The sequence below is a fragment of the Iningainema tapete BLCC-T55 genome (assembly GCF_014698965.1).
Classification (GTDB): Bacteria; Cyanobacteriota; Cyanobacteriia; order Cyanobacteriales; family Nostocaceae; genus Iningainema; species Iningainema tapete.
Map to the genome: position 1 here is coordinate 1 of NZ_JACXAE010000091.1, position 25,054 is coordinate 25,054.

Annotated in this window: 19 protein-coding genes; 8 read left to right on the forward strand and 11 right to left on the reverse strand. The window is 42.1% G+C overall.

The features are described from left to right. Positions 1–65: 65 nt before the first annotated feature. Complete coding sequence (locus tag ICL16_RS30255) at positions 66–293, forward strand: type II toxin-antitoxin system VapC family toxin (protein WP_238361025.1); 228 nt, start codon at positions 66–68, stop codon at positions 291–293. Between the two features lie 55 nt (positions 294–348). Here ICL16_RS30255 and ICL16_RS30260 read toward each other — a convergent pair whose 3' ends face one another. After that, entirely contained in the window at positions 349–2,043 is a 1,695-nt protein-coding gene (locus ICL16_RS30260) for a serine/threonine protein kinase (RefSeq protein ID WP_190835303.1), read from the reverse strand. Positions 2,044–2,484: 441 nt separating this feature from the next. Here ICL16_RS30260 and ICL16_RS46205 point away from each other — a divergent pair, with 441 nt between their 5' ends. Further along, positions 2,485–6,381: a DUF4347 domain-containing protein gene (locus ICL16_RS46205; RefSeq protein WP_190835304.1), complete on the forward strand. Its 3,897-nt coding sequence runs from the start codon at positions 2,485–2,487 to the stop codon at positions 6,379–6,381. A 40-nt stretch (positions 6,382–6,421) separates the two neighbouring features. Here the strand turns inward: ICL16_RS46205 and ICL16_RS30270 are convergent, their stop codons facing one another. The 9 genes from ICL16_RS30270 to ICL16_RS30305 form a co-directional block, all read right to left on the reverse strand. After that, complete coding sequence (locus ICL16_RS30270) at positions 6,422–7,252, reverse strand: alpha/beta fold hydrolase (protein ID WP_190835305.1); 831 nt, start codon at positions 7,250–7,252, stop codon at positions 6,422–6,424. A gap of 23 nt (positions 7,253–7,275) precedes the next feature. Then, positions 7,276–9,384, reverse strand: a complete 2,109-nt coding sequence (locus tag ICL16_RS30275) for a TonB-dependent receptor domain-containing protein (protein WP_190835306.1) — start codon at positions 9,382–9,384, stop codon at positions 7,276–7,278. A gap of 128 nt (positions 9,385–9,512) precedes the next feature. Further along, a complete protein-coding gene (locus ICL16_RS46210; protein WP_238361026.1) occupies positions 9,513–9,716 on the reverse strand; it encodes a hypothetical protein in 204 nt (67 codons plus the stop codon). A gap of 12 nt (positions 9,717–9,728) precedes the next feature. Beyond that, the gene (locus ICL16_RS46215; protein ID WP_238361027.1) at positions 9,729–10,088 is read right to left on the reverse strand and encodes a hypothetical protein; all 360 of its coding nucleotides are present in this window, start codon (positions 10,086–10,088) and stop codon (positions 9,729–9,731) included. Then, positions 10,078–10,407, reverse strand: coding sequence for a type II toxin-antitoxin system RelE/ParE family toxin (locus tag ICL16_RS30285; RefSeq protein WP_190835307.1), 330 nt, complete (start codon positions 10,405–10,407; stop codon positions 10,078–10,080). Before ICL16_RS30285 ends, ICL16_RS46215 begins: the two co-directional genes overlap by 11 nt. Beyond that, on the reverse strand, positions 10,391–10,654 hold the full coding sequence (locus tag ICL16_RS30290; protein ID WP_190835308.1) for a hypothetical protein: 264 nt from the start codon (positions 10,652–10,654) through the stop codon (positions 10,391–10,393). Before ICL16_RS30290 ends, ICL16_RS30285 begins: the two co-directional genes overlap by 17 nt. A 125-nt stretch (positions 10,655–10,779) precedes the next feature. Beyond that, on the reverse strand, positions 10,780–12,372 hold the full coding sequence (locus ICL16_RS30295) for an energy transducer TonB (RefSeq protein WP_190835309.1): 1,593 nt from the start codon (positions 12,370–12,372) through the stop codon (positions 10,780–10,782). A gap of 147 nt (positions 12,373–12,519) precedes the next feature. Next, positions 12,520–13,008 carry a GNAT family N-acetyltransferase gene (locus ICL16_RS30300; RefSeq protein WP_190835310.1) on the reverse strand — a complete coding sequence of 163 codons (489 nt, stop codon included), beginning with the start codon at positions 13,006–13,008 and terminating at the stop codon, positions 12,520–12,522. Between the two features lie 151 nt (positions 13,009–13,159). Beyond that, positions 13,160–14,323: an RpoD/SigA family RNA polymerase sigma factor gene (locus ICL16_RS30305; RefSeq protein ID WP_190835311.1), complete on the reverse strand. Its 1,164-nt coding sequence runs from the start codon at positions 14,321–14,323 to the stop codon at positions 13,160–13,162. Between the two features lie 822 nt (positions 14,324–15,145). On the opposite strand from ICL16_RS30305, the gene priA reads away from it, so the two are divergent. Continuing rightward, a complete protein-coding gene (gene priA / locus ICL16_RS30310) occupies positions 15,146–17,614 on the forward strand; it encodes a primosomal protein N' (RefSeq protein ID WP_190835312.1) in 2,469 nt (822 codons plus the stop codon). Positions 17,615–17,673: 59 nt separating this feature from the next. On the opposite strand, the gene ICL16_RS30315 is transcribed toward priA, so the two are convergent. Continuing rightward, a complete protein-coding gene (locus tag ICL16_RS30315; RefSeq protein ID WP_190835313.1) occupies positions 17,674–18,369 on the reverse strand; it encodes a response regulator transcription factor in 696 nt (231 codons plus the stop codon). A gap of 607 nt (positions 18,370–18,976) precedes the next feature. Here ICL16_RS30315 and kdpA point away from each other — a divergent pair. The 5 genes from kdpA to ICL16_RS30340 all read left to right on the forward strand — a co-directional run bounded on the left by kdpA (position 18,977) and on the right by ICL16_RS30340 (position 25,033). Then, a complete protein-coding gene (kdpA, locus tag ICL16_RS30320) occupies positions 18,977–20,683 on the forward strand; it encodes a potassium-transporting ATPase subunit KdpA (protein ID WP_190835314.1) in 1,707 nt (568 codons plus the stop codon). Positions 20,684–20,714: 31 nt separating this feature from the next. After that, positions 20,715–22,799, forward strand: a complete 2,085-nt coding sequence (gene kdpB / locus ICL16_RS30325) for a potassium-transporting ATPase subunit KdpB (protein WP_190835315.1) — start codon at positions 20,715–20,717, stop codon at positions 22,797–22,799. 40 nt (positions 22,800–22,839) lie between these two features. Then, positions 22,840–23,112, forward strand: a complete 273-nt coding sequence (locus tag ICL16_RS30330; protein ID WP_190835316.1) for a potassium-transporting ATPase subunit F — start codon at positions 22,840–22,842, stop codon at positions 23,110–23,112. A 42-nt stretch (positions 23,113–23,154) separates the two neighbouring features. Further along, complete coding sequence (kdpC, locus tag ICL16_RS30335; protein WP_190835317.1) at positions 23,155–23,760, forward strand: K(+)-transporting ATPase subunit C; 606 nt, start codon at positions 23,155–23,157, stop codon at positions 23,758–23,760. A gap of 82 nt (positions 23,761–23,842) precedes the next feature. Then, positions 23,843–25,033 (forward strand): universal stress protein, encoded by a 1,191-nt coding sequence (locus ICL16_RS30340; RefSeq protein ID WP_190835318.1) that lies wholly within the window; start codon positions 23,843–23,845, stop codon positions 25,031–25,033. Positions 25,034–25,054: the final 21 nt, after the last annotated feature.

Below are 25,054 nucleotides of genomic sequence, written 5' to 3' on the forward strand. Positions count from 1 at the left end.
GTAATTGCTCTCGGTCGTAAGGGATTATTGCCTCCTCCTATTCCCGTTGCTGCTTGAGGGGGGGAGTGAAAAGTTACGAACCACTAGAAACTTATATTCCGAGTCGGCTGACAATGAATCGAATTGAAAGCTTACCAATTACATTTCTTCACACATTGCAAGTTGCACACCTGCCAAATTTACATCAAGACCCTTTTGATAGAATTATTATTGCTCAAAGCCAAGTTGAGAAAATGTCTATAGTGACAGTAGATAGTAAGATTAACCAATATCCTATTGATGTGATTTGGTAATCAAAAATTATCATTTGTGAGCGATCGCAATCGCCGCCCCCAGCATAATGCAAACCTATAAATTACTAGGTATCGTTTTAAACTTCTTAGGCGAACCTAGTGAATAATCTTCTAATTTAAAATCAGCAAAAGGCTTCTTCTCCAACCTATCTCTGAGGGCTTCATCTAGAATTACCCCCTCCGATTTTTTCTTAACTCCAATAATAATAATACTTCTTTGATATGCCGTTAAATCCTGGTTTTTCTGACAATCACTCCGCTGAAATTGACCAAGATTTAATAAGCGATAACCTTGCACACTCTGTGTATTACTAAATATTTTTTTACCTAAAAGTTGTATTTGCTTAGAACGTTCAAAAGCCCTACGTTCTTCGACTTCTTGTGTACCTTCACACGAAGCTGTTCCCACTGATATTATTTCAGTTGGATTTTGCATGATTCTTTGTATACCTTCTGCTTCCAAATTTGCCTTTAAAGCGTCAAGATTAATAATTTGGTCATTATATTTAACTTGGTAATCACTACCCAAAAGCCATTTATATTCTACGGAAAGAACAGCTACGTTAAATTCAGCAACTCGACCTTGACTATCCCTACCTTCCTCATAAGGAAAGTAATCAACTTTACCTTTTCTTTCGGGAGCTTGTCCATAAGTTGGGAATGAGGCATTTGGAGAGCGCGTAGCTAAGGCAACTACTCCCAAACATCCCAACACTACCAGCAGTGCTGCAAACAATTCCAGTAAAGGTAATTTTTCTTTTTGCTTCTGTGGTGGTATTGTAGTAGTGGGTGACAATTGTTCTTGTGGACTCCCCACCACATTAACAGTTGCAGCGGTAGTTCCGCATAGTTGCTGTTCCAGTTGTGCAAGGCGTTGCAAAATTTCCTGGGTATTGGCAGGACGTTTACTTAGTTCCCGTGCCATTAGCCAATCGATAAAATTAAGTAGTAAGGGTGAATGAGTAGTGCGATCGCGCCAGCGCAACTCATTGTGATTGGCATCGTACAAATCCAAGGGATGGTATCCTGTGAGTAAAAACACAAAAGTGCATCCCAACGCAAAGAAATCTGATTGCGGCACAGCTTGACCATTCATTTGTTCTGGGGCGCTGTAGCCTAATGACATAATAGCTGTGATATTACCTGTTTTGCCTTTGACTTTGGCTATGTAGGTTTGAGTTATTTGCCTAGCAGTGCCAAAGTCAATCAACACCAACTGCCCATCGGGGCGGATCATGATATTAGATGGTTTAATATCTCGATGCAGGTAGTGCTTGTTATGCACTAAATCCAAAATCTCTACTAGTTGTTTCAACCAGGCTAAAGCTTGTGCAGTAGAAATTGGTCTATTCTGCTGCTGCATCAGCCACTGTTCTAAATTGGAACCTTCAATTTTTTCCATCGCAATGCAGTGCAAGAGCAATCCAGTTCTGGTTTGATATGGAAATTTGCCATCAACTTTGGGAATACCGGGATGATTTAAGTTTCCCAACACTGCTGCTTCTTGCTGGAATAGTTCTACTGCTTTCGCGTCGTGGTTGAGATCTTCTTTAAGTACTTTGAGGATTTTTGGTCGATCTTGTTCGTATGCTTCATAAACTTTGCCAAAGCCAGTTTTGTCACTTAAAAGCCGCATCGCTCGATAGCGCCCTAGTAATTCAAGTTGAGAACCACAACTTTGACAAAAGCGGTTTTCATCATTATCTGGGTGATTTGGTCTAGGGCAGGTGGGATTGATACAAAAGCTCATGACTGGCTGATCTTAAAGGAAACGCTATATAGTTATAGCGATTCTGGCTCACACACACCACAAGCGATCGCTTTTTTTGTAATATTTATCCCTCTTCAGCCTTAAAACTAAATCTTAGTATAATTTTTTTTTATACATTGATAATTTATACGGAAAAGTAAAAGTAACTCCGAAAAATTGTACAGGTATTAATATACGTTCGTATAAGCTTTTATACCTAATTCGTCAAACAAAACACAAAGTTAAAATTTTGTGTTGTCGGCTAAGACTCTGGTGGCTAGAGAGATTTTAAGAAGATTACAAAGTTCAGTTCCAAATTTACAGAGTGTGCATCCTGTTTGAGTTGCGTTTCTGTTCACAGACAAGCAGTTCATTTGCGCGGCAGTTCAATTAATCAACTTTCCGATTCATTAAAAGAGTTTCATCACCACTTAAGCCCAAATGAAAATAACAGACATTCTTTTCATTGATCCATCTGTAAGCCACTACGAAATTTTACTGAAAATTGTTGTACCAGGCATCCAGGTTGTTGTACTCAAGCCTGAGCAAGATGGAGTAGCACAAATTACCCAGGTACTGAGACAGTATAATAGAGTAGAAAAAGTTCACATTGTTTCTCATGGTTCTTCAGGAACCCTTTACTTAGGTAACAGCGAACTTAGCCTGAATACTCTGGAACTTTACACCAACCAACTACAAAACTGGTTCCCCCCCACTCCCAAACTCACAAACTCCCCCACCCTCCTCCTCTACGGGTGCAAAGTCGCCGCAGGTGATGCTGGGGAAGAATTCATCACCAAGCTACACCAACTAACAGGAGCAAATGTTGCTGCCTCCGCCAACCTCACTGGTAACGGTGTTCTAGGGGGTGATTGGAATTTAGAAGTAACTAGAGGCAACATTTCAAATCATCAATTGGCATTTTCTGGTGAAGTAAAGACTGCATATCCATCTGTACTTGTTGCCCCTACCCTCAGTGACACCAACATTACCCTCACTGCCATCAATGAAAATGCAACAGTTCCTGTAGGTGCTGTTGGTACTCCAATTTTTAACCTAGTCACCCTTGGTGGTAACGTCAGCGATTCAGATCCAAATGCAATCACAGGTATTGCCATCATAAGTATTGATACTAGTAATGGCAATTGGTTCTACACTACCAACAACGGTAGTAACTGGGCAAACGTGGGATCTGTATCTGACAGTAACGCTCTGTTGCTAGCAGCAAATGCAATCACTCGCATTTACTTCCAACCCAATGCCAATTTCAATGGTATTCTCGAAAATGCTCTGACTTTTCGTGCTTGGGACCAAACTAGTGGAGTCAATGGTAGTACTGCCGACACTACTGCTAACGGTGGTACTAGTGCTTTTAGTAGTGAGATTGATACTGCCTCAATTACCGTTAATGCTGTTAATGATGCTCCAATTCTTAGTGACACCAGCGTTATCTTAAATGCTGTTGACGAAGATGCAGGCACACCTATAGGGGCAGTTGGGACAATCATTTCTGAGTTACTTAGTCTTGGTGGTAATGTCACCGATTTAGACACAAATGCAGTTACAGGTATTGCCATCACGAATGCTAACACTACCAACGGAAGCTTCTTTTACAGCACCGACGATGGCAATAACTGGGAACAATTAGAGTTTGTTTCTAACAGTAACGCTCGTCTGCTGGCGGCTGATGGCTTTGCCCGCATTTACTTCCAACCCAATGCCAACTTCAGTGGTAGTATCAGTAATGCTCTGACTTTCCGTGCCTGGGACCAAACTAGTGGTACTAACAGCAGCACTGCAGATACCACCATTAGTGGTGGTACTACTGCTTTTAGTAATACTGTTGATACTGCGGCAATTACTGTTAATGCTGTCAATGATGCTCCTAACCTCAGTGAAGCCAACGTCACCCTAACTACGGTTAACGAAAATGCAGTAGCACCGATAGGAGCAGTTGGTATTCTCGTTTCCTCCCTGGTTCGTCTTGGTGATAACGTTATCGATCCAGACAGTAATGCAGTTACAGGTATTGCCATCACCAGTGCTGAAACTACTAACGGCACTTGGTTCTACAGCATTGACAATGGTAGTAACTGGATACCTTTGGGATTGTTATCGGATACTAACTCCCGTCTACTAGCAGCTAATGCTATTACCCGCCTTTACTTCCAGCCTAACGCCAACTTCAATGGTATCCTCGATAATGCTCTGACTTTCCGTGCATGGGATCAAACTAGTGGTACTAACGGTAGCATTGCGGACAGCAGCGCTAACGGTGATACTACTGCCTTTAGCAGTGTTACTAATACTGCTACAATTACCGTTAATGCTGTCAATGATGCCCCTACTCTCAGCGATACCAACATCTTCCTCAATATTGATGAAGATGCAGGCGTACCCGCAGGAGCAGTTGGTACTCTCGTTTCCTCTTTAGTCAGCCTTGGTAGTAACGTCACCGATCCAGACAGTAATGCAGTTACAGGTGTTGCGATCGCCAATGCTAATACCACTAACGGCAACTGGTTCTACAGCACCAACGACGGCGGGAACTGGCTACCTCTGGGGGCTGTAACCAACTCCACTGCCCGTCTACTAGCAGCTGATGCCATCACTCGTCTTTACTTCCAACCCAACACCAACTTCAATGGCAGCCTCGAAAATGCTCTCACCTTCCGTGCTTGGGACCAAACCAGTGGTAGCAACGGCAGCACTGCGGACACCACTATTAGTGGTGGTACTACGGCCTTTAGTACTGCTACTGACACTGTTGCAATTACCGTTAATGCCGTTAATGATGCTCCTACCCTGCGCGATACTAACGTCGTTCTCACCGCAATTAACCAAGGTGCAGGCACACCTATAGGGGCAGTTGGTACACTTGTTTCCTCCTTAGTCAGTCTTGGTAGTAACGGTAATGTCACTGATCCAGACAGCGCAGTTACAGGTATTGCCATCACAAACACTGACAATACCAATGGCAATTGGTTTTACAGCACAGATGCTGGTAATAACTGGATACCTTTAGGATTTCTATCTAACACCAACGCTCGTTTGCTGGCTGCTGATGCTAACACTCGCGTTTACTTCCAGCCCAACGCTAACTTTAGTGGCGTCCTCAGCAATGCTCTCACCTTCCGTGCTTGGGATCAAACCAGTGGTACCAGCGGTAGCACCGCAGATACAACTGCTAACGGTGGCGCTACTGCCTTTAGTAGTGCTACTGACACTGGCGCAATTACTATCAATGCTGTCGGCAGTCCTCCAACTAATGCTGTCAACAATCCTTCTACTAATGCTGGCAATAATCCATTTATCCTCAGACTACTGTCCAACAATCTTTTCCAACTGCAAGGCGGTAGCGACACTAGACCAAAACTTGAAGTCACTCTCACTGGACGTAGTTCTAATCAGGTGAATGAACTAGGAGTGTTTGTCGTTGACGATGATCAAGGAAGAATTAATGGCATCCTCCCTAGTGCAGAAAATTATGCTCAAGTTGCACTTTCGCGTGCTAGGGCAATTTTCTCTGTCATTGCTAATGTTCCCAGAGGGTTTAATACTGACATAACACGCTTACTAGAATTTAATTCAGGAGAACGTTTGCGATTTGTCTTGGTTAACAACAGTACTATCGATGCCGTGCAAACTGGTTCAACTCCTCTGACAAATGTACTCTTTGGTGATCCCTCAACGCAAAGAGTCACAGACTTGGGTAATGGCAACTTTACCTTAGCTTGGAAAGATGCATCAAATAGCAGCACTGCAAACTTTCAGGATCTGGTGGTGAATGTGAGAGCAACAAATCAACAGTTACCTCTAGGATCTGGTATTCAGGGAAATTCTTTTGCAGAACTAATAGATTTGCGAGGTGTAACAACTCAGGTAAGAGCAGAGTTTGTCTTAAATAGAGAAGCCTCCTTCGATAATTTCGTCGGCTTCTACCGAGTGGGTGACGTGAATGGTGGTATTGATACCGATGGTAATGGAACTGTAGACTTGCGTCCAGGGGAAGCTGGTTATAATCAAGCTGCGGTGCGCTCTCGTGTTGCCGTTGACTTAAGAGCGAATAACCAAAGTACAGCTACATTCACTGCTAATCTTAGCCCTGGTTCAATCTTCGCACCATTTATTATTGCTAATGGTAGACCGGAGGCAATATTAGATGGAAATCCCAATAACGATCCCGCAGTCTATTTCCCCTTCTTAGGAGCTAACCCAGGTAGGGTTGACCACATTCGCTTGTTGGGTAATAATACCTTTGGCTTTGAGGATCTACTTAATGGTGGTGACAGAGATTACAACGATCTAATTGTCAAAGTAAATTTGAGTGTTGCTTAACTATAGGTTCGTAGTAAGCGCAAAGAGCGCTTATTACAAACTAAGAAGTTAAGAAATTCTCGACAATTTGATTAAATGCCTCAGGCTGGGTTAAAAATGGCCAATGATTGCCAGGAACTTTGCATATTTGTAAATTTTTCAAATAAGTTTTGTAAGGTTTGAGTTGCCAATCTTTACGGTTCACACCCTTTTCTGGTTGCATAAATAAGGTAGGGGTGTAAATTGGAACTGTCAAACCTGGAACTCGCATCACCTCTGTAAAAATTCCATTCCGGGCGGAAACAGTAAATTTGCTCCCCCAACTACTGTCAGGTTTCTGCTCTATGCTGGCATGGAATACTTGCCGCTGTAATTCACTCCATCCCTGATACTGATTTAATTGCCGTGCTTGCTGTTGAGCTTCCTCATAACTGGCAAACGGACCCATACCTTTCAGGAAAGGTAAAACGCGATAAAATATGGGAAAAGTTATCTCGAAAAAACTGGGGAGACGCCAGATAAATATTGGATCTACTAGAATCATACTGCGTATCCGTTCTGGATGTTGCCTTGCCCAAATAGCTGCTAATTTACCTGTCCAAGAATGAGCAACCACATCAGCAACTAACCATCCCAAGTGATCCATCAGTGCTTCTAGATCGGCGATCGCACTTGTAAAAGTATAATCATCTTGTAGCTTACTACTTTCACCATGACCCCGCATATCTGGCGCAACAACATGATAATCTGCTGCCAAATAATCCCCCAAACTAGACCAAACTAAGGCATTATCTGCTAACCCATGTAAAAGTAGTAAAGGTTTTTGACCAATTTTCCACTCTAAGTAAGAAAGTTGAACATCTGACTTGGAAAAAGTTTTACGTACATACATTGCAAACTCACCCTAGCTTAATGCTAAAAATTTGCGGACAACCCAATCCGGAAAGTACGCCCTGGGCTATAAATGCGATTTACCTTCTCGTACTGAACATCAGCCAAGTTTTCTACGAAAAGATTTACCCCAAAATTTCTCGTGATTGGAATCCTAGCACTCAGATCCAAATTCAGCCAGGAAGGCGAGAAATCTCTGGTAGACTGACCTGGTAACACAAAGAAGGCTCGACGCGCACCACTATTGTAACTAGCAATTAGATTCACCTGCCAACCATTAGATTGATAACCAATCCCCAATTGTCCTACTGAAAATGGAACCGTACTTAACTGCAATCCCTTTTCTGGACCTGATTCGATTAGAGCATCAGTATAAGTATAGTTGAGGAAAGTAGACCACTCACGAGCTATTTGCCACCGCAACGCTGCCTCAAAACCGTTTGTATTTACCAGTCCAATATTAGTCCACTGACTAGTTTGTCGGTTGTCTATCACTGCTGGCGCTACTGCCAAACGGTCATCTAAACTACTACCAAAATAGGTAAATTGCCCTGTCAAATTCTGAGCAAACTTGATATCCACTCCCGCCGTCCAAGAAGAACCCTTTTCGGGATTGAGATCTGGGTTGGGGTCCCAACCATGAACTGTGTCATAAACGTATAATTGATCTAAACCGGGGTTGCGCTGCACTGAAGCCCAACTTCCCCGCACGGCAATACTTGGGCTGGGGGCGAAGCGTAATCCCACACTGGGATTGAGGTAATTACCAAACTGAGTATTAAAGTTTTGTCTCAACCCCAAATCGACTAGGAAATTATTTGTAATGTTCCAAGTATTTAAGGCGAATATTGCTGTTTGAAACTGATCCCTAGCTTCAGTTTCATTGAAAGCTCTGCGATTGGCAAGATTACTGAAAGCAACGCCTTCTAAGTTGAGGTTTCTGACATCAAGTCCCCATCGGAGCAAATTACTCTGATTAAATTGCCATTGATGTTCTACTCTGGCAGTCAATGCTTGAGAATCTAATGAACCTTGACGGTTAAAGTTAGTTCCCGTCGGTTGTCGATCGTAAGTGTTGAAGTAATCTTTGTTGTAGCTGATGGTAGTGTTGAGGACAGAATCTTTACTCCCACCAAGCAAGCTTCTCCAAGATAAACCAATGTTAAGTACATCGTGGTCTAGTCTATCTCTTTGCAGTGCAGTTGGAGTAGCACCAAAATAAAGTAAGCCTCGACGACTGCTAATTACGTAAGCATCCAAATTGACAGTATTATTACGATCTAAATCCCAGCCAATACTACCAAAGTAGTTGCTAGTAGCAGTATCCGCATTAAATAAACGTCCGTCGCTGCCACGATTTGTAGCACCAACGGGAACGGGATAATCACTGTCTGCGTTGTATCTTTCGTAACTGAGGTTAAATCTTGCTGCACCAACTGCACCACCATAACTGGCTCGATAGTTCTCTTCACCATAAGAGCCATATTGCACTAAAGCATTAAATTTAGGCTTACCTTGACCTTGTTTGGTAACAATATTAACTACTCCGCCAAAAGCTTCTGAACCGTACAGAGTAGAAGCCGTACCACTGAATAATTCTACCCGTTCAATCGATTCTACCGGAATGCTGTTCAGGTCAAGATTACCATGATAAGTGTTGATATTGGTGTTGATAGGTCTACCATTAAGCAAAAATACCGATTGATTAATAGATTGTCCTCGATAATAAGTGCCTGTGTGAATATCAGCACCAAAACCTACATCGTTAATCGCAAATCCGGGTAAACCTCTTAAAACTTCTGCCGCACTATTAGCGCCTTGTTTTTCTATTTCTTCTTTTTCAATTATGTAAACCGGAGTAGATTGAGGTAGGATATCTTGTTCACCAGTCACTTCTAGCTCAATTACCTCCGAGTCAGTTGTCGGCTGCTCTGTTTCTTTCTGAGCTACTTGCTCCGGTACAGATTGCTGAGTTAATAATTTAGCACTTTTTGCGGGTAACTGTATTTCACTCAAACTCTTTATATTTGAATTTATCTGGATCTTATCATCATGTTTACCCTCGCCAGCGAGTGCAGGAATTGTTACCAGTACAATCTGTACAGCAATTACTAGAAAAAAACACTTTTTCACCCTTTACCTCACACCCAGTAAAAAAAGCAATAAGGTGTTATTTATGCTAATGCCGATACATCTGTCAAAAGACACGCTGTCATATTTGAGCGATCGCTCTTTTACTTTGTCAAATTTTGTGACAAAATTTACTTCACTTTCAATGTTGCTACCAAAATCCGCATTACCTGCTCCAAATCTTCGGGAACACGATAGCTATTAATCCCCTGTTCAAATTGCTTAGCAGTGCGATTAAGCCTACCAAATTGCCAAATTGTTCCTGTGGAAACAGATCCTACTAAAATTGGCTGTTCTGATACAGACGGTGCTCCCTCCCACTGATCGAGTGCCACCAATTCAGCGACTTATTGCGTGAAGCCTCTTGTCAAATCTTCGTACTTAGCTTCAATTACTAGTAGTTGATTAATAGTATTTACGCGCAGCAAATAATCTAGATTACCCTGAAGCCAATTAGAAACTTTTAGCTCATACTCAATCGGCAATTCTGCTTGAGTATAGTGAATCAACTCGGTAACTACCCTTGAGATGAGAATTTCCCGCCTTGCAAGTTCATTGGTGAGGGGCACAAATGGCAATACCTCTTCAATTCGCTCCCTTAATTCTTGCAAGCGATCAAGTTCATCGGGAAATTGCGGTAAATTGAGCGTTTTCCGCTTTAGTACATAGCCGAATTCTTGATCCCCAGAATTCACTCTAAACTCCATTTTCCAAATCTTCGACAGTTAACGATGCCTGAGAACCATGACGTACATACAACACGGTCACTGTAGTATCTCTAATAGTAAACAGAACACGGTACATATTTTTAGATTTCCCATACAACAACTGTCGAGTTTCTTCAGGGAAAATCTCGTGTTCAACTGCTAAAGAACATCGTCGAGGCTTTTCTTGTAGTGTTGCGATCGCATTCATTATGCCCCGAAACCAGTGATCGGCAAATTCGGAATTACGTTCTCGATACCATTGATAAGCTTTGTTAATTTGAGTTTCAGCAATTGGAGTAATTTCAACCTGAAATGCCATATTTCTGCTGCATTTCCTGAATAAATTGACTGATAGGGCGAGTTTGTCCTGCGTTGAGTTCTTCAAAGCCCTGCTGAATGCCTGCAATTGTTTCAAGCTGATCGATCAGTTGGCGCAGTTTTGCACAATCAATTTTGTCAGGTTCAAGAAAAGTAACGAGAACTTGGGAATGCTCGCTTATATCTTGCGGCAGATCCGTAAGTTTGATTTGCCCATCCTGATAAATACCTTCGACAGTTCTCAGCATAAGTCACAGTTGAGGTAATGTTGTCTCTCCATTCTAATCGCCAATGATTGTAGTCGAGGCTGAGCCTTGTAGACTGCGTTACCAGGCTGAGCCTGGTAACGAGGGATGGTAAGTGTAAACACGGTTTAATTACCGTTGATTGTATCACTATTAGTAGCAGGCGGTGTAAGAGAAGGATCTGTTGCTGGTACTGACTGTGACTCAGATGGTTGACTATTAAATGGTTCCAAATTCCTCTGCCTTCTTCCTCGGTTTTCAGATCTGCCTTCAGGAGACTGAATAGATGTATCAGATGGCACAGATTCACTGGGACTAGGTGAGGTCTGGGGGGACTGATTAGAAGAATCTATACCTGGATTAGTTGTGGGTTCTGGTGCGGAAGGTGTAAGCGATCGCCTGCGTCTATTCGGGTTTACTGGAGGAACATCCTGAATTCTTTCTGAGCGTTGGCTAGTAGTTTCTGGAGATTGTTCGGTGGCTGTTTCTCTTTGTCTTTGCTCTTCTTCTCGTTTTCTTTGACGTGCTTGGTAATCGCGATCGCGATCCGATCCCCTAATATTATAGTTAGCTACTACTCTTACCCCTTGTCTTCCGCCTGGTCTGGGTTTTAATTGAAACTCTCTTGCTTGTTCGACAATCGCTTCATCCAGTTCAGATTTACCAGTAGGACGAGTCAAGCGCACATTGATAACTTTACCATTTTCATCATAATCAATAGCTACCTCTGGGTTACCTTCTAGTCGCCGCCGTCTCGCGCTGTCTGGGTATCTAATTTCACACTTAATGCAATCTGTTGAAACATTTAATTTTGTTGGTTTTGGCGCTGGTGGCTTAGGCTTTGGCGGTGTTGGCGCTGTAGCCACTTGCGTACCTTCTCCTGAGCGATTACCGACACCATTACCGACGCCGTTACCGACACCATTACCGACGCCGCTACCTATACCGTTACCTCTACCGCTACCTATACCATTACCTATACCAGTACCAGAACCATTACCGGAACCACCACCAAAGACAGTTCTCAGACGACGGTTACTTCCAGAAATGCCTGTTCCAGCAGTTTCAGGTGAAACTGTAGGCGACTGTGTGGCTGAAGGGATGGGAACGGGGTTAGTAGGAATCGGGCTGGGTGTACTAACTGGTTCTGGTAATGAGGCTGTCGGTGTTACGGTTGGTAATGGTTGTGGAGTAAACTTTTCTATTTTGGGCAATGGTGGTTGTGTAATAACTGGCGCTGGAGTGGTTGGTAAATCCGGCTCTTTGACTATTGGTACTGGCGGTGGTGGCGGCGCTTTAACAATGGGTACTGGCGGTGGTACTGGTGGTTGGACAACGGGTTTGGGCGGTGGTACTGGTGCTTTGACAATGGGTACTGGCGGTGGTACTGGTGCTTTGACTACTGGTTTTGGGGCTATTGTGGGTGCGGCACTCTTACCGCCACCACCACCGCCACCAGCATTTACCTTTGGTGGTGGTGGCGGTGGGGGCAATTTTTTTTCTTCTGGTGGTTTTGTTGCTTCCGGAGTTGGAGCTTCAACGATCGCTATTTCTATCGGTTCATCTTCTACTTTTGGGAACATTTTTAAAAAATTGTCAATACCAAAAGCCAGTAACCCTGCATGTAGAGCTAGGGAGCCGATCAGACTGTAGATGAGAAACGTTTTTTCTGTCTGGGCTTCTTTTTCGCGATGCTCCAAGGCAATACTGGAAAAAGTCATTTCTTATTGCCACCTATTATCAATATATCTTTAATAAGAATACGGCAAAGGAGGCAAAAAGTAAAAAAATTTTTCTTCTCAGGCTGAGTGTTAGTGTCATCAAATGACAACTTGTCAAACTTCTTGTTGCTAATTGCTTGTTTCCCATTAGCCATTAGTAGCTAACTGATTAAGCGCTTCTCCAGTAACGCGACAAATGCGCCACTCATCGAGAATCGAAGCGCCGATACGACGGTAGAATGTGATCGCCGGTTCATTCCAATCCAAAACACTCCACTCTAACCGCCCGCAATTTCTCTCTACAGCTATTTGCGCCAATTTCGTGAGGAGGGACTTACCAATGCCTAAGCGTCTATACTCTGGTAAAACAAATATATCTTCTAAATATATACCAGGTTTTGTTAAGAATGTTGAATAATTATGAAGAAAGAGGACAAATCCCACAGCTTGCCCTGAGTATTCAGCTAATATCGCCTCGGCGTATTTTGGTGAACCAAATAGATGCTCATTCAGTGCAGCAGGGCTGCCTGTAACTGCATCCGACAATTTTTCATATTCTGCCAGCGCCTTAATTAATTCAAATATGACGCTGCAATCGGCTGGTTCAGCAAAACGCAAAATTAAATCGTTAGTCATTAGTAATTAATCAAGGGTTTTCCGTAGAGACGCCCCGGCGGGGCGTCTGTACATCAAGCCTACCAGGGAGTCTGTAGTCATTAGTCCACATTATGTAGTTCCTAGTCAATAGCTCAAGGTTCTTAACAAATGACAAATGACAAATGACTAATTATACCAGCCAACCCTTCAAACGCTTAGCTATATGAGGACGCCGTAACTTCCGCATAGCTTTACTTTGAATTTGGCGCACTCGCTCACGAGAGAGATTGAACATGTTGCCAACTTCTTCTAAAGTACAGGGTTCACTAGTAAGAAGACCATACCTTAGAGAGATGACATCTTTTTCCCTGGGTGTAAGCACGTCACCCAAAACTTCCCAAATCTCCTGGCGCATCATGGTTTCGTTCATTTTCGCCTCTGGAGATTGGTTATCTTCATCTTCAAGCAAATCCATCAATTCTGTGTCTTCTTCTTTACCAACACGGTGGTTGAGGGAAAGCGCTTGTCTTCGTAATTGCTGGAGTTGACGCAGTTGTTGTGGAGGAATTTCTAATGCCTCCGCCATTTCTACTTCTGTGGGATTACGTCCTAATTTTTGTTTAAGTTCTCGTTGCGCTTTTTTAAGTTTATTGAGTTTTTCAACAATATGAATTGGTAAGCGAATTGTACGTGCATCATTAGCTATAGCTCGGGTAATTGCTTGTCTAATCCACCAATAAGCGTAGGTTGAGAACTTATACCCTTTATCTGGATCGAACTTTTCTGTAGCGCGATTTAAACCCATCGCCCCTTCTTGAATTAAATCCAAAAAAGGCACTCCGCGATTGAGATATCGCTTGGCGATTGATACCACAAGGCGTAGATTTGAGCGAATCATTTTGCGTTTCGCTACCCTACCCAAATATAAGCGATGTTCTAATTGCTTTTCTGTCAATTCTAATTGAGCAGCAACATTTCCTTTGTTTGGCTGGCTGCCAAGTTCTTCGTATAAAGAAGCTTGTAGTTCTCTAACTTCCTCTAAAAATCGCACTCTTCTGGCTAATTCTACCTCTTCATCTGGCTTCAGCAGAGGATAACGAGCCATTTCTTTGAAAAATGCGCCCACAGCGTCGTCATGCTCAGTCTTATTATATCCTGAGGGTCGAGCTGCTGCCATTGCATCCCCATCGCGTTCTTCTGCTTCCAGATTTTCTATAATTGGGGGTTCTTCTTCTGCTATTGCTTCCAATTTGAGAAAAGACTGCTCATTATCAGCAGCATTTTCTAGCATCTCCATTGTTCCCAATTCAGAAATATTCATAGTTTCTAGGGATTGCTCAGTAGTTTGGTACATAATTTAGTGACAGCTACTTTAAGATATTGGTAGTTATTACTTGAAAAACAAATATACACTTTTACTTGTTTGCTCTACTTTTGCTACAAATAAATTTTTGTCTTGTTCTTTTAGTATCTACCTATTTTTTCGGAAAGTCCAGTTTTGACCAGACAAAATTTTTCTAGTGATTTATTCCTTGCCGCTACATCTACTTTAAAAATTTGCATCCTTAATAATTTTTGTCTCTCCTGCGAATACATATCTTCCTCATTTTTTTCTGCCTAGCAAATCTATTCAATCAAAATTACCCGATCTTAACAAATATAAAAATCATATTTAGTCTCTCCACTTCTTAAATATTCATTTATTTTTCTAATTATTTTTTAATTTTTATACCCAATTTGGCGTGGAAAATGCCAAAATCTGGTTGTTGGAGCTATGGACTGCTGCTGAACCTTAACCGAATGATGCTTACTTGGCATCTTATACGTTAGTAACGTTATTATCTTGATAAAGGATCTCATATACGTAATGACCTGAATATCTATCAATAGGGGGAAAAGGAGGTACTCCCTATTCAGTAACCACCAGAAAAATCCGGAAAAAAATTTGAGATTGTTCGCTCTTGTCTGGATGTAATCAACTTTTAATCACAGTTTACAGTTGAAATTGATTTGTCTAGTCGATTACATAAGAGGAAACTTATCAAGTATTATGTCTTATGACAGTATTGCGAAATACATTTTGGGCGAACCGATGGAGATAGTTAGAGTCAAGTTGCTGGCATAAAAATTCATGGCACGAACATGTGGAAAATATCTGTCTATTAATTCAGAAATCATGTATAAGAATGGCGTAATGCCTCCATTGGTGGTTGCTCAACCAAGTGAATCTTACAATATAGGTACATCGCTTAATCGATGGATTGAAGTGCTAGTAGACTGTCCGGGAAGTTCAGAAATATATACTTATCGATTACCAGAACAGTTAGAAGTAAAACCAGGAGATATTTTAAGTGTGCCATTCGGTACACAACAATTGGGAGGAATAGCTATTCGTTTACTCACACAACCACCTTTAGATATACCATTAGAAAAAATTCGGGATGTGGCAGATGTGGTGAGTGCAGGGTTTTTTCCTCCCACCTATTGGCAACTTTTACGTAAAGTAGCAGCATACTACTATACACCCCTAATTCAGGTAATACGTGTAGCGTTACCACCAGGGTTACTAGGGCGATCGCAACGTCGTATCCGTCTGGTGAAAGCCCCCACTCCCCCTTTCCTCTCCTCAAGTGCGCAGCAAATACTCCAACTTTTAACTGCACAGGCAGAAGGAGATTATAGCTTTGTCTACCTGCAAAGGCAAGTCAAAGGTGCTTACCGAGCAGTACGGGAGTTGCAGCGATTTGGTTTAGTCGAAAGTTATTTAGAACCACCACAACCGACTCGACCAAAGCTGCAAAAAGCAGTGATACTAACAGGTAGTACCTTTGACAGAGACTTAACCACTCGCCAAAGAGAAATTTTGGAAGTGCTGCGGCGACGTGGCGGTGAGTTGTGGCAAAATGAATTGTTGCTGGCGTGTAGTACAAGTACCTCTACTCTCAAAGCGTTAGAACAAAAGGGTTATATTGTCACTCAAGAAAGAGAAGTATTACGAACCTCCCCATTCGGGGGAGTAGATATACATCCGGAGCAAAGTAAAACCCTCACTCCAGCTCAAAAAGAAGCTTTAGCAACAATTAATCAACTCCAAGGCTACGCTACTGTACTGTTACATGGAGTAACAGGATCTGGTAAAACAGAAGTGTATTTACAGGCGATCGCACCCCTACTATCACAAGGTAAATCGGCTCTCGTCTTAGTACCAGAAATTGGACTTACACCCCAGCTAACAGATCGTTTTCGCGCCCGTTTCGGAAACAAAATTAGCGTCTACCATAGTGCCTTGTCGGAAGGAGAACGCTATGACACTTGGCGAATGATGCTTACCGGAGAACCCCAAGTAGTTATCGGTACAAGAAGCGCCGTTTTTGCCCCTTTACCCAACTTAGGTTTAATCATCTTAGACGAAGAACACGACACCAGCTTCAAGCAAGATTCCCCCATCCCCACCTACCATGCCCGTAACGTCGCCCAATGGCGAGCCGAGTTAGAAAACTGTCCCTTAGTACTAGGTTCAGCAACACCCTCGCTAGAAACTTGGGTAAATATTAATCCAACCCACTATCTCTCCCTACCCAATCGCGTTCACTCTCGTCCTTTACCGCCTGTAGAAATAGTGGATATGCGGCAAGAATTGCTCGAAGGCAATAAATCAATTTTTAGCCGCTCGTTGCAAGAAGCTTTACAGCAGCTACAACAAAAGAGTCAACAAGGTATTTTGTTCATCCATCGCCGGGGACATAGTACATTTGTATCTTGTCGCAGTTGTGGATATGTAATTGAGTGTCCTCACTGTGATGTGTCGCTAGCGTATCACCAAACTGAAGAGAATGCACCTCAAGTATTACGGTGTCACTACTGTAACTATGCTCAAACTCATCCGCGCAACTGCCCCGAATGCGGTTCTCCTTATCTCAAATTTTTCGGTAGTGGAACCCAACGAGTAGAGCAAGAGTTAGCAAAGCAATTTCCCGAATTACGCTGCATCCGCTACGATAGCGATACCACCCGCACAAAAGGTGCGCACCGCACGCTGTTAACTAAGTTTGCCAATGGTGAAGCCGATTTGCTGGTAGGTACGCAAATGCTCACCAAAGGATTGGACTTACCTCAAGTTACACTGGTAGGCGTTGTTGCTGCTGATGGATTGCTGCATTTGTCTGACTACCGTGCCAGCGAAAGAGCTTTTCAAACTTTAACTCAAGTTGCTGGGCGTGCTGGCAGAGGAGAAGATCCTGGAAGGGTAATTGTCCAAACCTATACAACCGAACATCAAGTAATTGAGGCGGTACGGCATCACGATTATCTATCTTTCTCCTCAGCAGAATTAGAACAACGTCAAGCTCTCAACTATCCCCCCTATGGAAGGTTAATTTTATTACGCTTGAGTAGCCCCGATCCAATTCAAGTCCAAAATACAGCACAAATGATAGCGAAAGCGCTACCTCAACAAGAAGGGTTAGATATATTAGGACCAGCACCAGCTAGTATTTTACGAGTAGCTAATCGTTATCGCTGGCAAATCTTGCTGAAGTTTGCACCAGTTGCTTTACCAAATTTACCAGATTGGGATCAAATACGTCAGCTTTGTCCTCCATCAGTAAGTTTAACAATTGATGTAGACCCATTAAACATTATGTAACCATAGTCGTAGAGACGTTCCGCCGGAACGTCTCCTAACAATTAATGTAGGTAAATCCATTAAACACCATGTAATAGTTCTGGTGCTACCAATCCTCTTTGAATAGCTAGTACTGCTGCTTGAGTGCGATCGCGTACCTCTAGCTTTTGTAAAATAGCATGTACGTGAACTCGCACTGTACCGGGAGCTATATAGAGAATTTCGGCAATTTCTTGATTACTTTTACCTGCGGCTACCAGTGCGAGAATTTCTTGCTCTCGCTTAGTTAATGGGTTATCTAGCGGTTCAGTTATTTTTACTGGTGGTAAAGCTGGCTTATGGTTTCCTTCAAAAGCTGCCCTGATTTCTGTGGTTGCTGTTTGATCCCACCAAGAAGCACCCATTGCTACCGAGCGTAGTGCCAATATCAGAGATTCCGAAGGGATACCTTTGAGACAGTAACCATGCGCCCCCGCTTCAATCAGTCGCGCAATCAAGGGTTTTTCCGAACGGGAAGTTAAAACTAAGACTGGTAAGTTTGGATGCTGCTGCTTGATTTGACGACACGCCTCAATTCCACCAATTCCTGGTAACCCAATATCTAGTAATACCAAATCTAACGAGTAGCGATTCGCTAATTCTACTGCCTGCTCACCATCTTCAGCCTCTGCTACAATTTCTACACTCGTTTCCTGTTCTAACCGCATTCGTAAACCAAGGCGGAACAGTTCATCATCTTCAACGAGTAAAATTCTTAGTGCAACATTTGGGTTCATTTCTAATTATAAATTTATCAAAACAATATGCATCAACTAAAAATATTTCTGTTCACTCAATAACCAATGACAAAGAACGACCCTAATCAATACTACTCAGTTAAGCTTAAAAATACGAAAATACGTAGGTTGGGTTGAGGAACGAAACCCAACATTTATAGGCATTTGTTGGGTTTCACTATAGTTCAACCCAACCTACAAAAATTCTCAGCCCTTGCAGTATTGCGACCCTAATAAGTCAATATACATTTTAAATGCTCACGCAGCTTAAAGGACAAATAACATGAGAGGTAGCTAAACTACTTATTATTACCTATATCAATAGATATATATCTAGTTATAGATATATAAATGATTGCTTAAGGTGGTAGAAGTATGATATTTCTGAGAAATAGTGTAGGGGCTAGATAATTTCCTGTTGCTCAGGGTTAAACCTTAGTAAATTTTTTTGCTGATAGGTAGAGAGTTATACTGTCTAAGTGACTAAAAAATTACTTAATAAAACATGGGAACAATCATGTTAATAAAGCCCAAATAGCTAAGCATTTCCCACAAGATTTTGCTTTAAAACAATCAAAATAATCTATATACAATTTCAGCAAGATAAATGGGACAAGGATTTTTACAAATTGGGATAACGCTTTGTATTATAATAGCAATCACTCCGCTATTAGGAAAGTACATAGCTCGTGTATTCATGGGAGAGAAAACACTACTCGATCCCGTGATGAACCCTGTGGAGAGAATAATCTACGCATTATCAGGTGTGCGTGTCCAAGATGATATGACAGGTTGGCAGTATATCCGGGCGGTACTATTAAGCAACCTGATTATGGGCATTTTAGTGTTTTTGCTATTAATAAGTCAGAGATTTCTTCCTTTAAATCCGACAAGTTTAGCTTCCCCAACCTGGGATACAGTGCTGCACACAACTATTTCATTTCTAACAAATACCGATCAACAACACTATTCTGGGGAGACAACCTTAAGTTATCTCAGCCAAACAGTTGCTTTAGCGTTTTTGATGTTCACTTCAGCTGCTACTGGGTTAGCCGTGGGAATTGCCTTTATTCGTGGGTTGACAGGTAGCGCAGTAGGAAATTTTTATGTTGATTTGACACGTTCGATTACACGTATATTGTTACCTCTATCAATTATTGGTGCGATCGCCTTACTTTCATTAGGTGTACCACAAACCTTACTTGGTCCGCAAGTTGTCACTACCTTGGAGGGAGGTACACAGTATATAGCTAGAGGTCCGGTAGCTTCTTTTGAGATAATTAAACAGTTGGGAGAAAATGGCGGTGGCTTTTTTGCCATCAACTCGGCACACCCATTTGAAAATCCCAATGCTGCTTCTAATTTACTCGAAATCATTGCCATGATTGCTATTCCGGCAGCACTAATTTATACCTATGGATTATTTGCTCGCAACACAAAACAAGCTTGGTTACTATTTTGGATGGTATTCGCCATCTATGTAGTTTTGATTGGCGTGACTTCTGTGGGTGAGTATCAAGGTAATCCCCTTGTCAATAACACTTTAGGAGGATATCCGCAGCCTAATTTAGAAGGTAAAGAACTAAGATTTGGTTGGGCGCAAACAGCATTGTGGGCAGTCACAACTACCGGAACAATGTGTGGTGCTGTGAATGGAATGCACGATTCTCTCATGCCACAAGGACAATTCTCTACTCTACTGAACTTATTTTTGCAAATTGTTTGGGGTGGTCAAGGCACGGGAACTGCATACCTGTTCATATATCTAATTCTTACTGTTTTCATTACTGGATTAATGGTAGGACGTACTCCAGAGTTTTTGGGACGCAAAATAGAAAAGCGCGAAATAGTTCTAGCCAGTGTAGTACTGCTGATCCACCCAATTGCAGTATTAATTCCCAGTGCGATCACTTTAACATTTCCCGAAGTGCTTTCGGGAATTAGCAACCCTGGCTTTCACGGTATCTCGCAAGTAGTATATGAATACGCTTCAGCTGGCGCAAACAATGGTTCTGGTTTTGAAGGTTTAGCAGATTCCCAGCCTGCCTCCACAGCTTTGTGGTGGAACCTGACTACCAGTGTGAGCATTTTAATCGGACGTTACATTCCCATTATTGCCATCTTACTTTTAGCAGATAGCATGGCTCACAAACAACCAGTACCCGAAACACCAGGTACTCTCAGAACTGATTCCACATTATTTACAGTCATCACAGCGGGAATAATTCTCATTTTAGGAGTACTAACTTTCTTTCCCGTTTTAGCTTTAGGTCCCATCGCCGAAGGTATTAAATTAGCCAGCGGTGGCAAATAACTACGGAATTTGTTAATGGTTAATTGTTGATATGGACTCCCCTAAATCTTCAGGACGTAAAAGCGATCGCCGTCAAGCAAATAAAAAGTCCAAAGTAAATAACAAAGGACTCTACATAAGAGCGATTAAAGACGCCTTCGTCAAGCTTAATCCCAAATACGCAATTAAAAATCCGGTGATGTTTTTAGTGTGGCTCGGCACGATCATCACCTTACTACTCACAATCGATCCATACCTCTTTGGTCCAGTTTCCGGTAAAAACCTGCAACTGTTTAACGGATTAATTACGGCAATTTTGTTCTTCACCGTTTTATTTGCTAACTATGCTGAAGCTGTGGCAGAAGGACGGGGTAAGGCGCAAGCCGATGCTTTGCGCTCAACAAAGTCAGAGACAACCGCCAAAAAACTTTCCCCCGAAGGCGCAGTTACAGAAGTATCTTCCACTAGCTTGAGTCGTGGCGATACTGTCTACGTAGTTGCTGGTGATATTATTCCCGCCGATGGGGAAGTGATTATGGGTGTTGCCAGTGTAGATGAATCAGCAATTACCGGGGAATCTGCACCAGTATTAAAAGAAACAGGTTCAGACGTAGCTAGTTCAGTTACTGGTGGGACTCGTATTATATCAGATGAGTTAATTATCCGCATCACATCAGACCCAGGTAAAGGGTTTATTGATCGGATGATTGCTTTAGTAGAAGGGGCAGAACGCTCAAAAACACCAAATGAAATTGCTTTAACGGTGTTGCTAGCAGTTCTCACTTTAGTATTTGTGTTTGTTGTAGTAACTCTACCTGCCATTGCTAATTACGTCAAAAGTCCAATTAGTGTGGCAATTTTGATTGCTCTTTTGGTGGCGTTGATTCCTACCACAATTGGCGGGTTGCTCAGTGCCATAGGTATTGCTGGTATGGACAGAGTTGCTCAGTTCAACGTGATTGCTACTTCTGGAAGGGCAGTTGAAGCATGTGGTGATGTCAACACCTTAGTTCTGGATAAAACAGGTACAATTACTTTAGGTAACCGTTTGGCAGAAGAGTTTGTCCCCATCAACGGTCATTCGATGGACGATATTGCTAATGTGGCTTTAGCGGCAAGTGTATTTGATGATACGCCTGAGGGAAAATCGATTGTGCGGTTGGCAGAAAGGTTAGGTGCTAGGGTAGATTTTGATCGCGATCGCTCCGTTGGAGTTGAGTTTTCTGCTAAAACCCGTATGAGTGGCACAGATTTACCCAATGGCAGCCAAGCTCGTAAAGGTGCTGTTTCTGCAATTAAGGGATTTGTACGTTCTCGCAATGGCAATGATACGCCCGAACTTGATGCTGCTTATGAACGAGTTTCCCAACTTGGCGGTACACCTTTGGCGGTAGCTCTTGATGGCGAAATTTACGGTGTCATTTATCTTAAGGATATTGTTAAACCCGGTATTCGAGAACGTTTTGACCAATTGCGGCGGATGGGAGTTCGTACCATCATGCTCACTGGGGACAACCGCATTACTGCTTCTGTAATTGCATCAGAAGCGGGGGTGGATGATTTTATTGCTGAAGCTACTCCTGAAGATAAAATTTCGGTGATTCAACGGGAGCAGGCTCAAGGTAAACTTGTGGCAATGACGGGGGATGGTACTAATGATGCACCTGCTTTGGCTCAGGCGAATGTTGGGGTAGCAATGAATACTGGTACTCAAGCGGCAAAGGAAGCAGCTAATATGGTGGATTTGGATTCTGATCCGACTAAGCTGATCGATATTGTGAGTATTGGTAAGCAATTGCTGATTACTCGCGGTGCTTTGACGACGTTTTCTATTGCTAATGATATTGCTAAGTATTTTGCTATTATTCCGGTTTTGTTTTCGAGTGCTAATTTGCAAAGTTTGAATGTGATGAAGTTGACTAGTACTAATTCGGCTGTGCTTTCGGCTTTGATTTATAATGCTTTGATTATTCCTGTTTTGATTCCTTTGGCTTTGACTGGTGTGAAGTTTAGACCTTTGACTTCTAATCAGCTTTTGCAACGTAATGTTTTGATTTATGGTTTGGGTGGTGTTATTGCTCCTTTTGTTGCTATTAAGTTGATTGATGTTTTGATTACGGCGGTGGGGTTGGGGTAGTTGTTGAACCGCGAAGACGCGAAGGACGCGAAGAAAGATTATGAAGAATAAGGTTGATAAATTGGCTAAGTTTTTGTCTACAGATTTGGTGGAGATGATTTTGTATGTTTGGGGGCAATGGCGGGAGCAACGGTTGCCTTTGGTTGTTTTTTTGGGATTGTGTTTGAATTTGCTTATTGCTCCTGTGGTTTATGCTGCTGCTGATGGTACGTTGGAACGTCGTTCTGCTTGGGCTATTGGTGTTTTGGGTTTGGTGACTTTGGCTGTTGTTGTTTATTTGTTTATGGTTGTTTTTCAGCCTGAGCGTTTTTAAGTTGTTTAGAGTTTGATTTTATGAGGCTGTTGAGAAGTTTTTATGTCTATTGTTCGAGAAGCTGCTAAGGCGGTTCGCATTACTTTAATTCTTTGGGTGCTAACGGCTATTATCTATCCTTTATTGATTCTTTTAGTTGGTCAAATTCCTTTTCTTCAAGATAAGGCTAATGGTAGTATCGTTAGGAATTTTCAAGATCAACCTTATGGTTCGGCTTTGATTGGGCAACAGTTTCGCTCTGAACGGTATTTTCAAGGTCGTCCAAGTACGGTTAGGTATAGTCAAGGTAAAGATGCTAAACCAACTGGTTTGTCAGGAGCAAGTAATCTCGCTCCTAGTAATCCAGATTTATTAAGTAGGGTAGTAGACAAGGCAACCAGACTTAAAGATGAGAATATTGAGTCTGTTGCTGATTTAATCTATTCTTCAGGGTCTGGCTTAGATCCCCATATTTCTTTACGAGCGGCACGAGAACAGTTTGAGCGGGTGGCTCGTGCTCGTAATATTAGACCAGATGAGTTAGTTCCTTTGTTGAATAGATATACAGAAGGTCGGTTTTTAGGAATTTTTGGCGAACCTGGTGTGAATATTCTTAGACTAAATTATGCTTTGGATCTGGATGAATTTAATCGTCAGCGCAATAAATAAATGCTAACAGCTAATTGTTTATGAGAGATTTGGAATGTGCCATTAACAATTAGCAATTAACAATTATCAATTCCCAGGTAATATGAATATTAAAGGCGATTTTTTAAATAATTCTAACTTTCCTAAGTTAGAAAATAAATCCTTGCCTCCTCTTTCTTATGAACTAAGTTCACCACGCCGAGGGAAATACAAAATATTTATTGGTATGGCTCCTGGGGTAGGTAAAACCTATCGGATGCTGGAGGAAGCTCATGCACTTAAGAAGGAAGGGGTTGATGTTGTTATTGGGCTTTTGGAAACTCACGGACGTAAGGAGACGGCACAAAAGGCTGAGGGTTTGGAGATGATCGCCCGCAAGCAAATTGAGCGGGGTGGGTTGACTTTGACAGAAATGGATACGGATGCGATTATTGCACGCTCGCCTCAGTTGGTACTAATTGATGAATTGGCTCATACTAATGTCCCTGGTTCTCTCAGAGAAAAACGCTACCAAGATGTAGAAGTTATTTTGGCTCAAGGCATTGATGTTTATTCGACAATGAATATTCAGCATTTGGAAAGTCTCAATGACTTGGTAGCTAAGATTACAGGTGTAGTTGTCCGAGAACGTGTTCCTGACCGTATTTTAGAGGAAGCTACGGAGGTAGTAGTAATAGATGTGACCCCAGAAACGCTTCAGGAACGGTTGCTGGAAGGTAAAATATATGCACCACAAAAAATTCAACAATCTCTCGATAACTTTTTTCAACGCCGTAATTTAATTGCTTTGCGAGAATTGGCATTGCGCGAAGTTGCTGATAATGTTGAAGAAGATGCTATTGCCTCTACTCCTCAAGGCCAGTTTTGTAACATACATGAGCGAGTTATGGTCTGTGTATCTACTTACCCTAATTCAGTACAACTACTACGGCGGGGAGCAAGAATTGCTGGGTACATGAATGCTCCTCTTTTTACTGTATATGTCGCCCATCCAGAGCGCTTTATCACTAAGGAAGAAAGTTTATACCTGGAAACTTTTGAAAAGCTGTGCAAAGAATTTGAAGGTACATTCATTCGTGTTACTAGTAATGATATAGCCGAAGCAATTGCGCAAGTGGCAGAAAAGTACCGCATCACCCAAATAGTGATTGGTGCTTCTCAGCGATCGCGTTGGCAAATTTTATTCAAAGGTTCCTTAACTCACAAGTTACTACGATTACTCAAAGATGTAGATTTACATATCATTTCTACAGAAAAAAATGGCATCCCCAATCGTCCAGCAATGGAAGATTAGTAAAATGTCAACAAAAAGTTT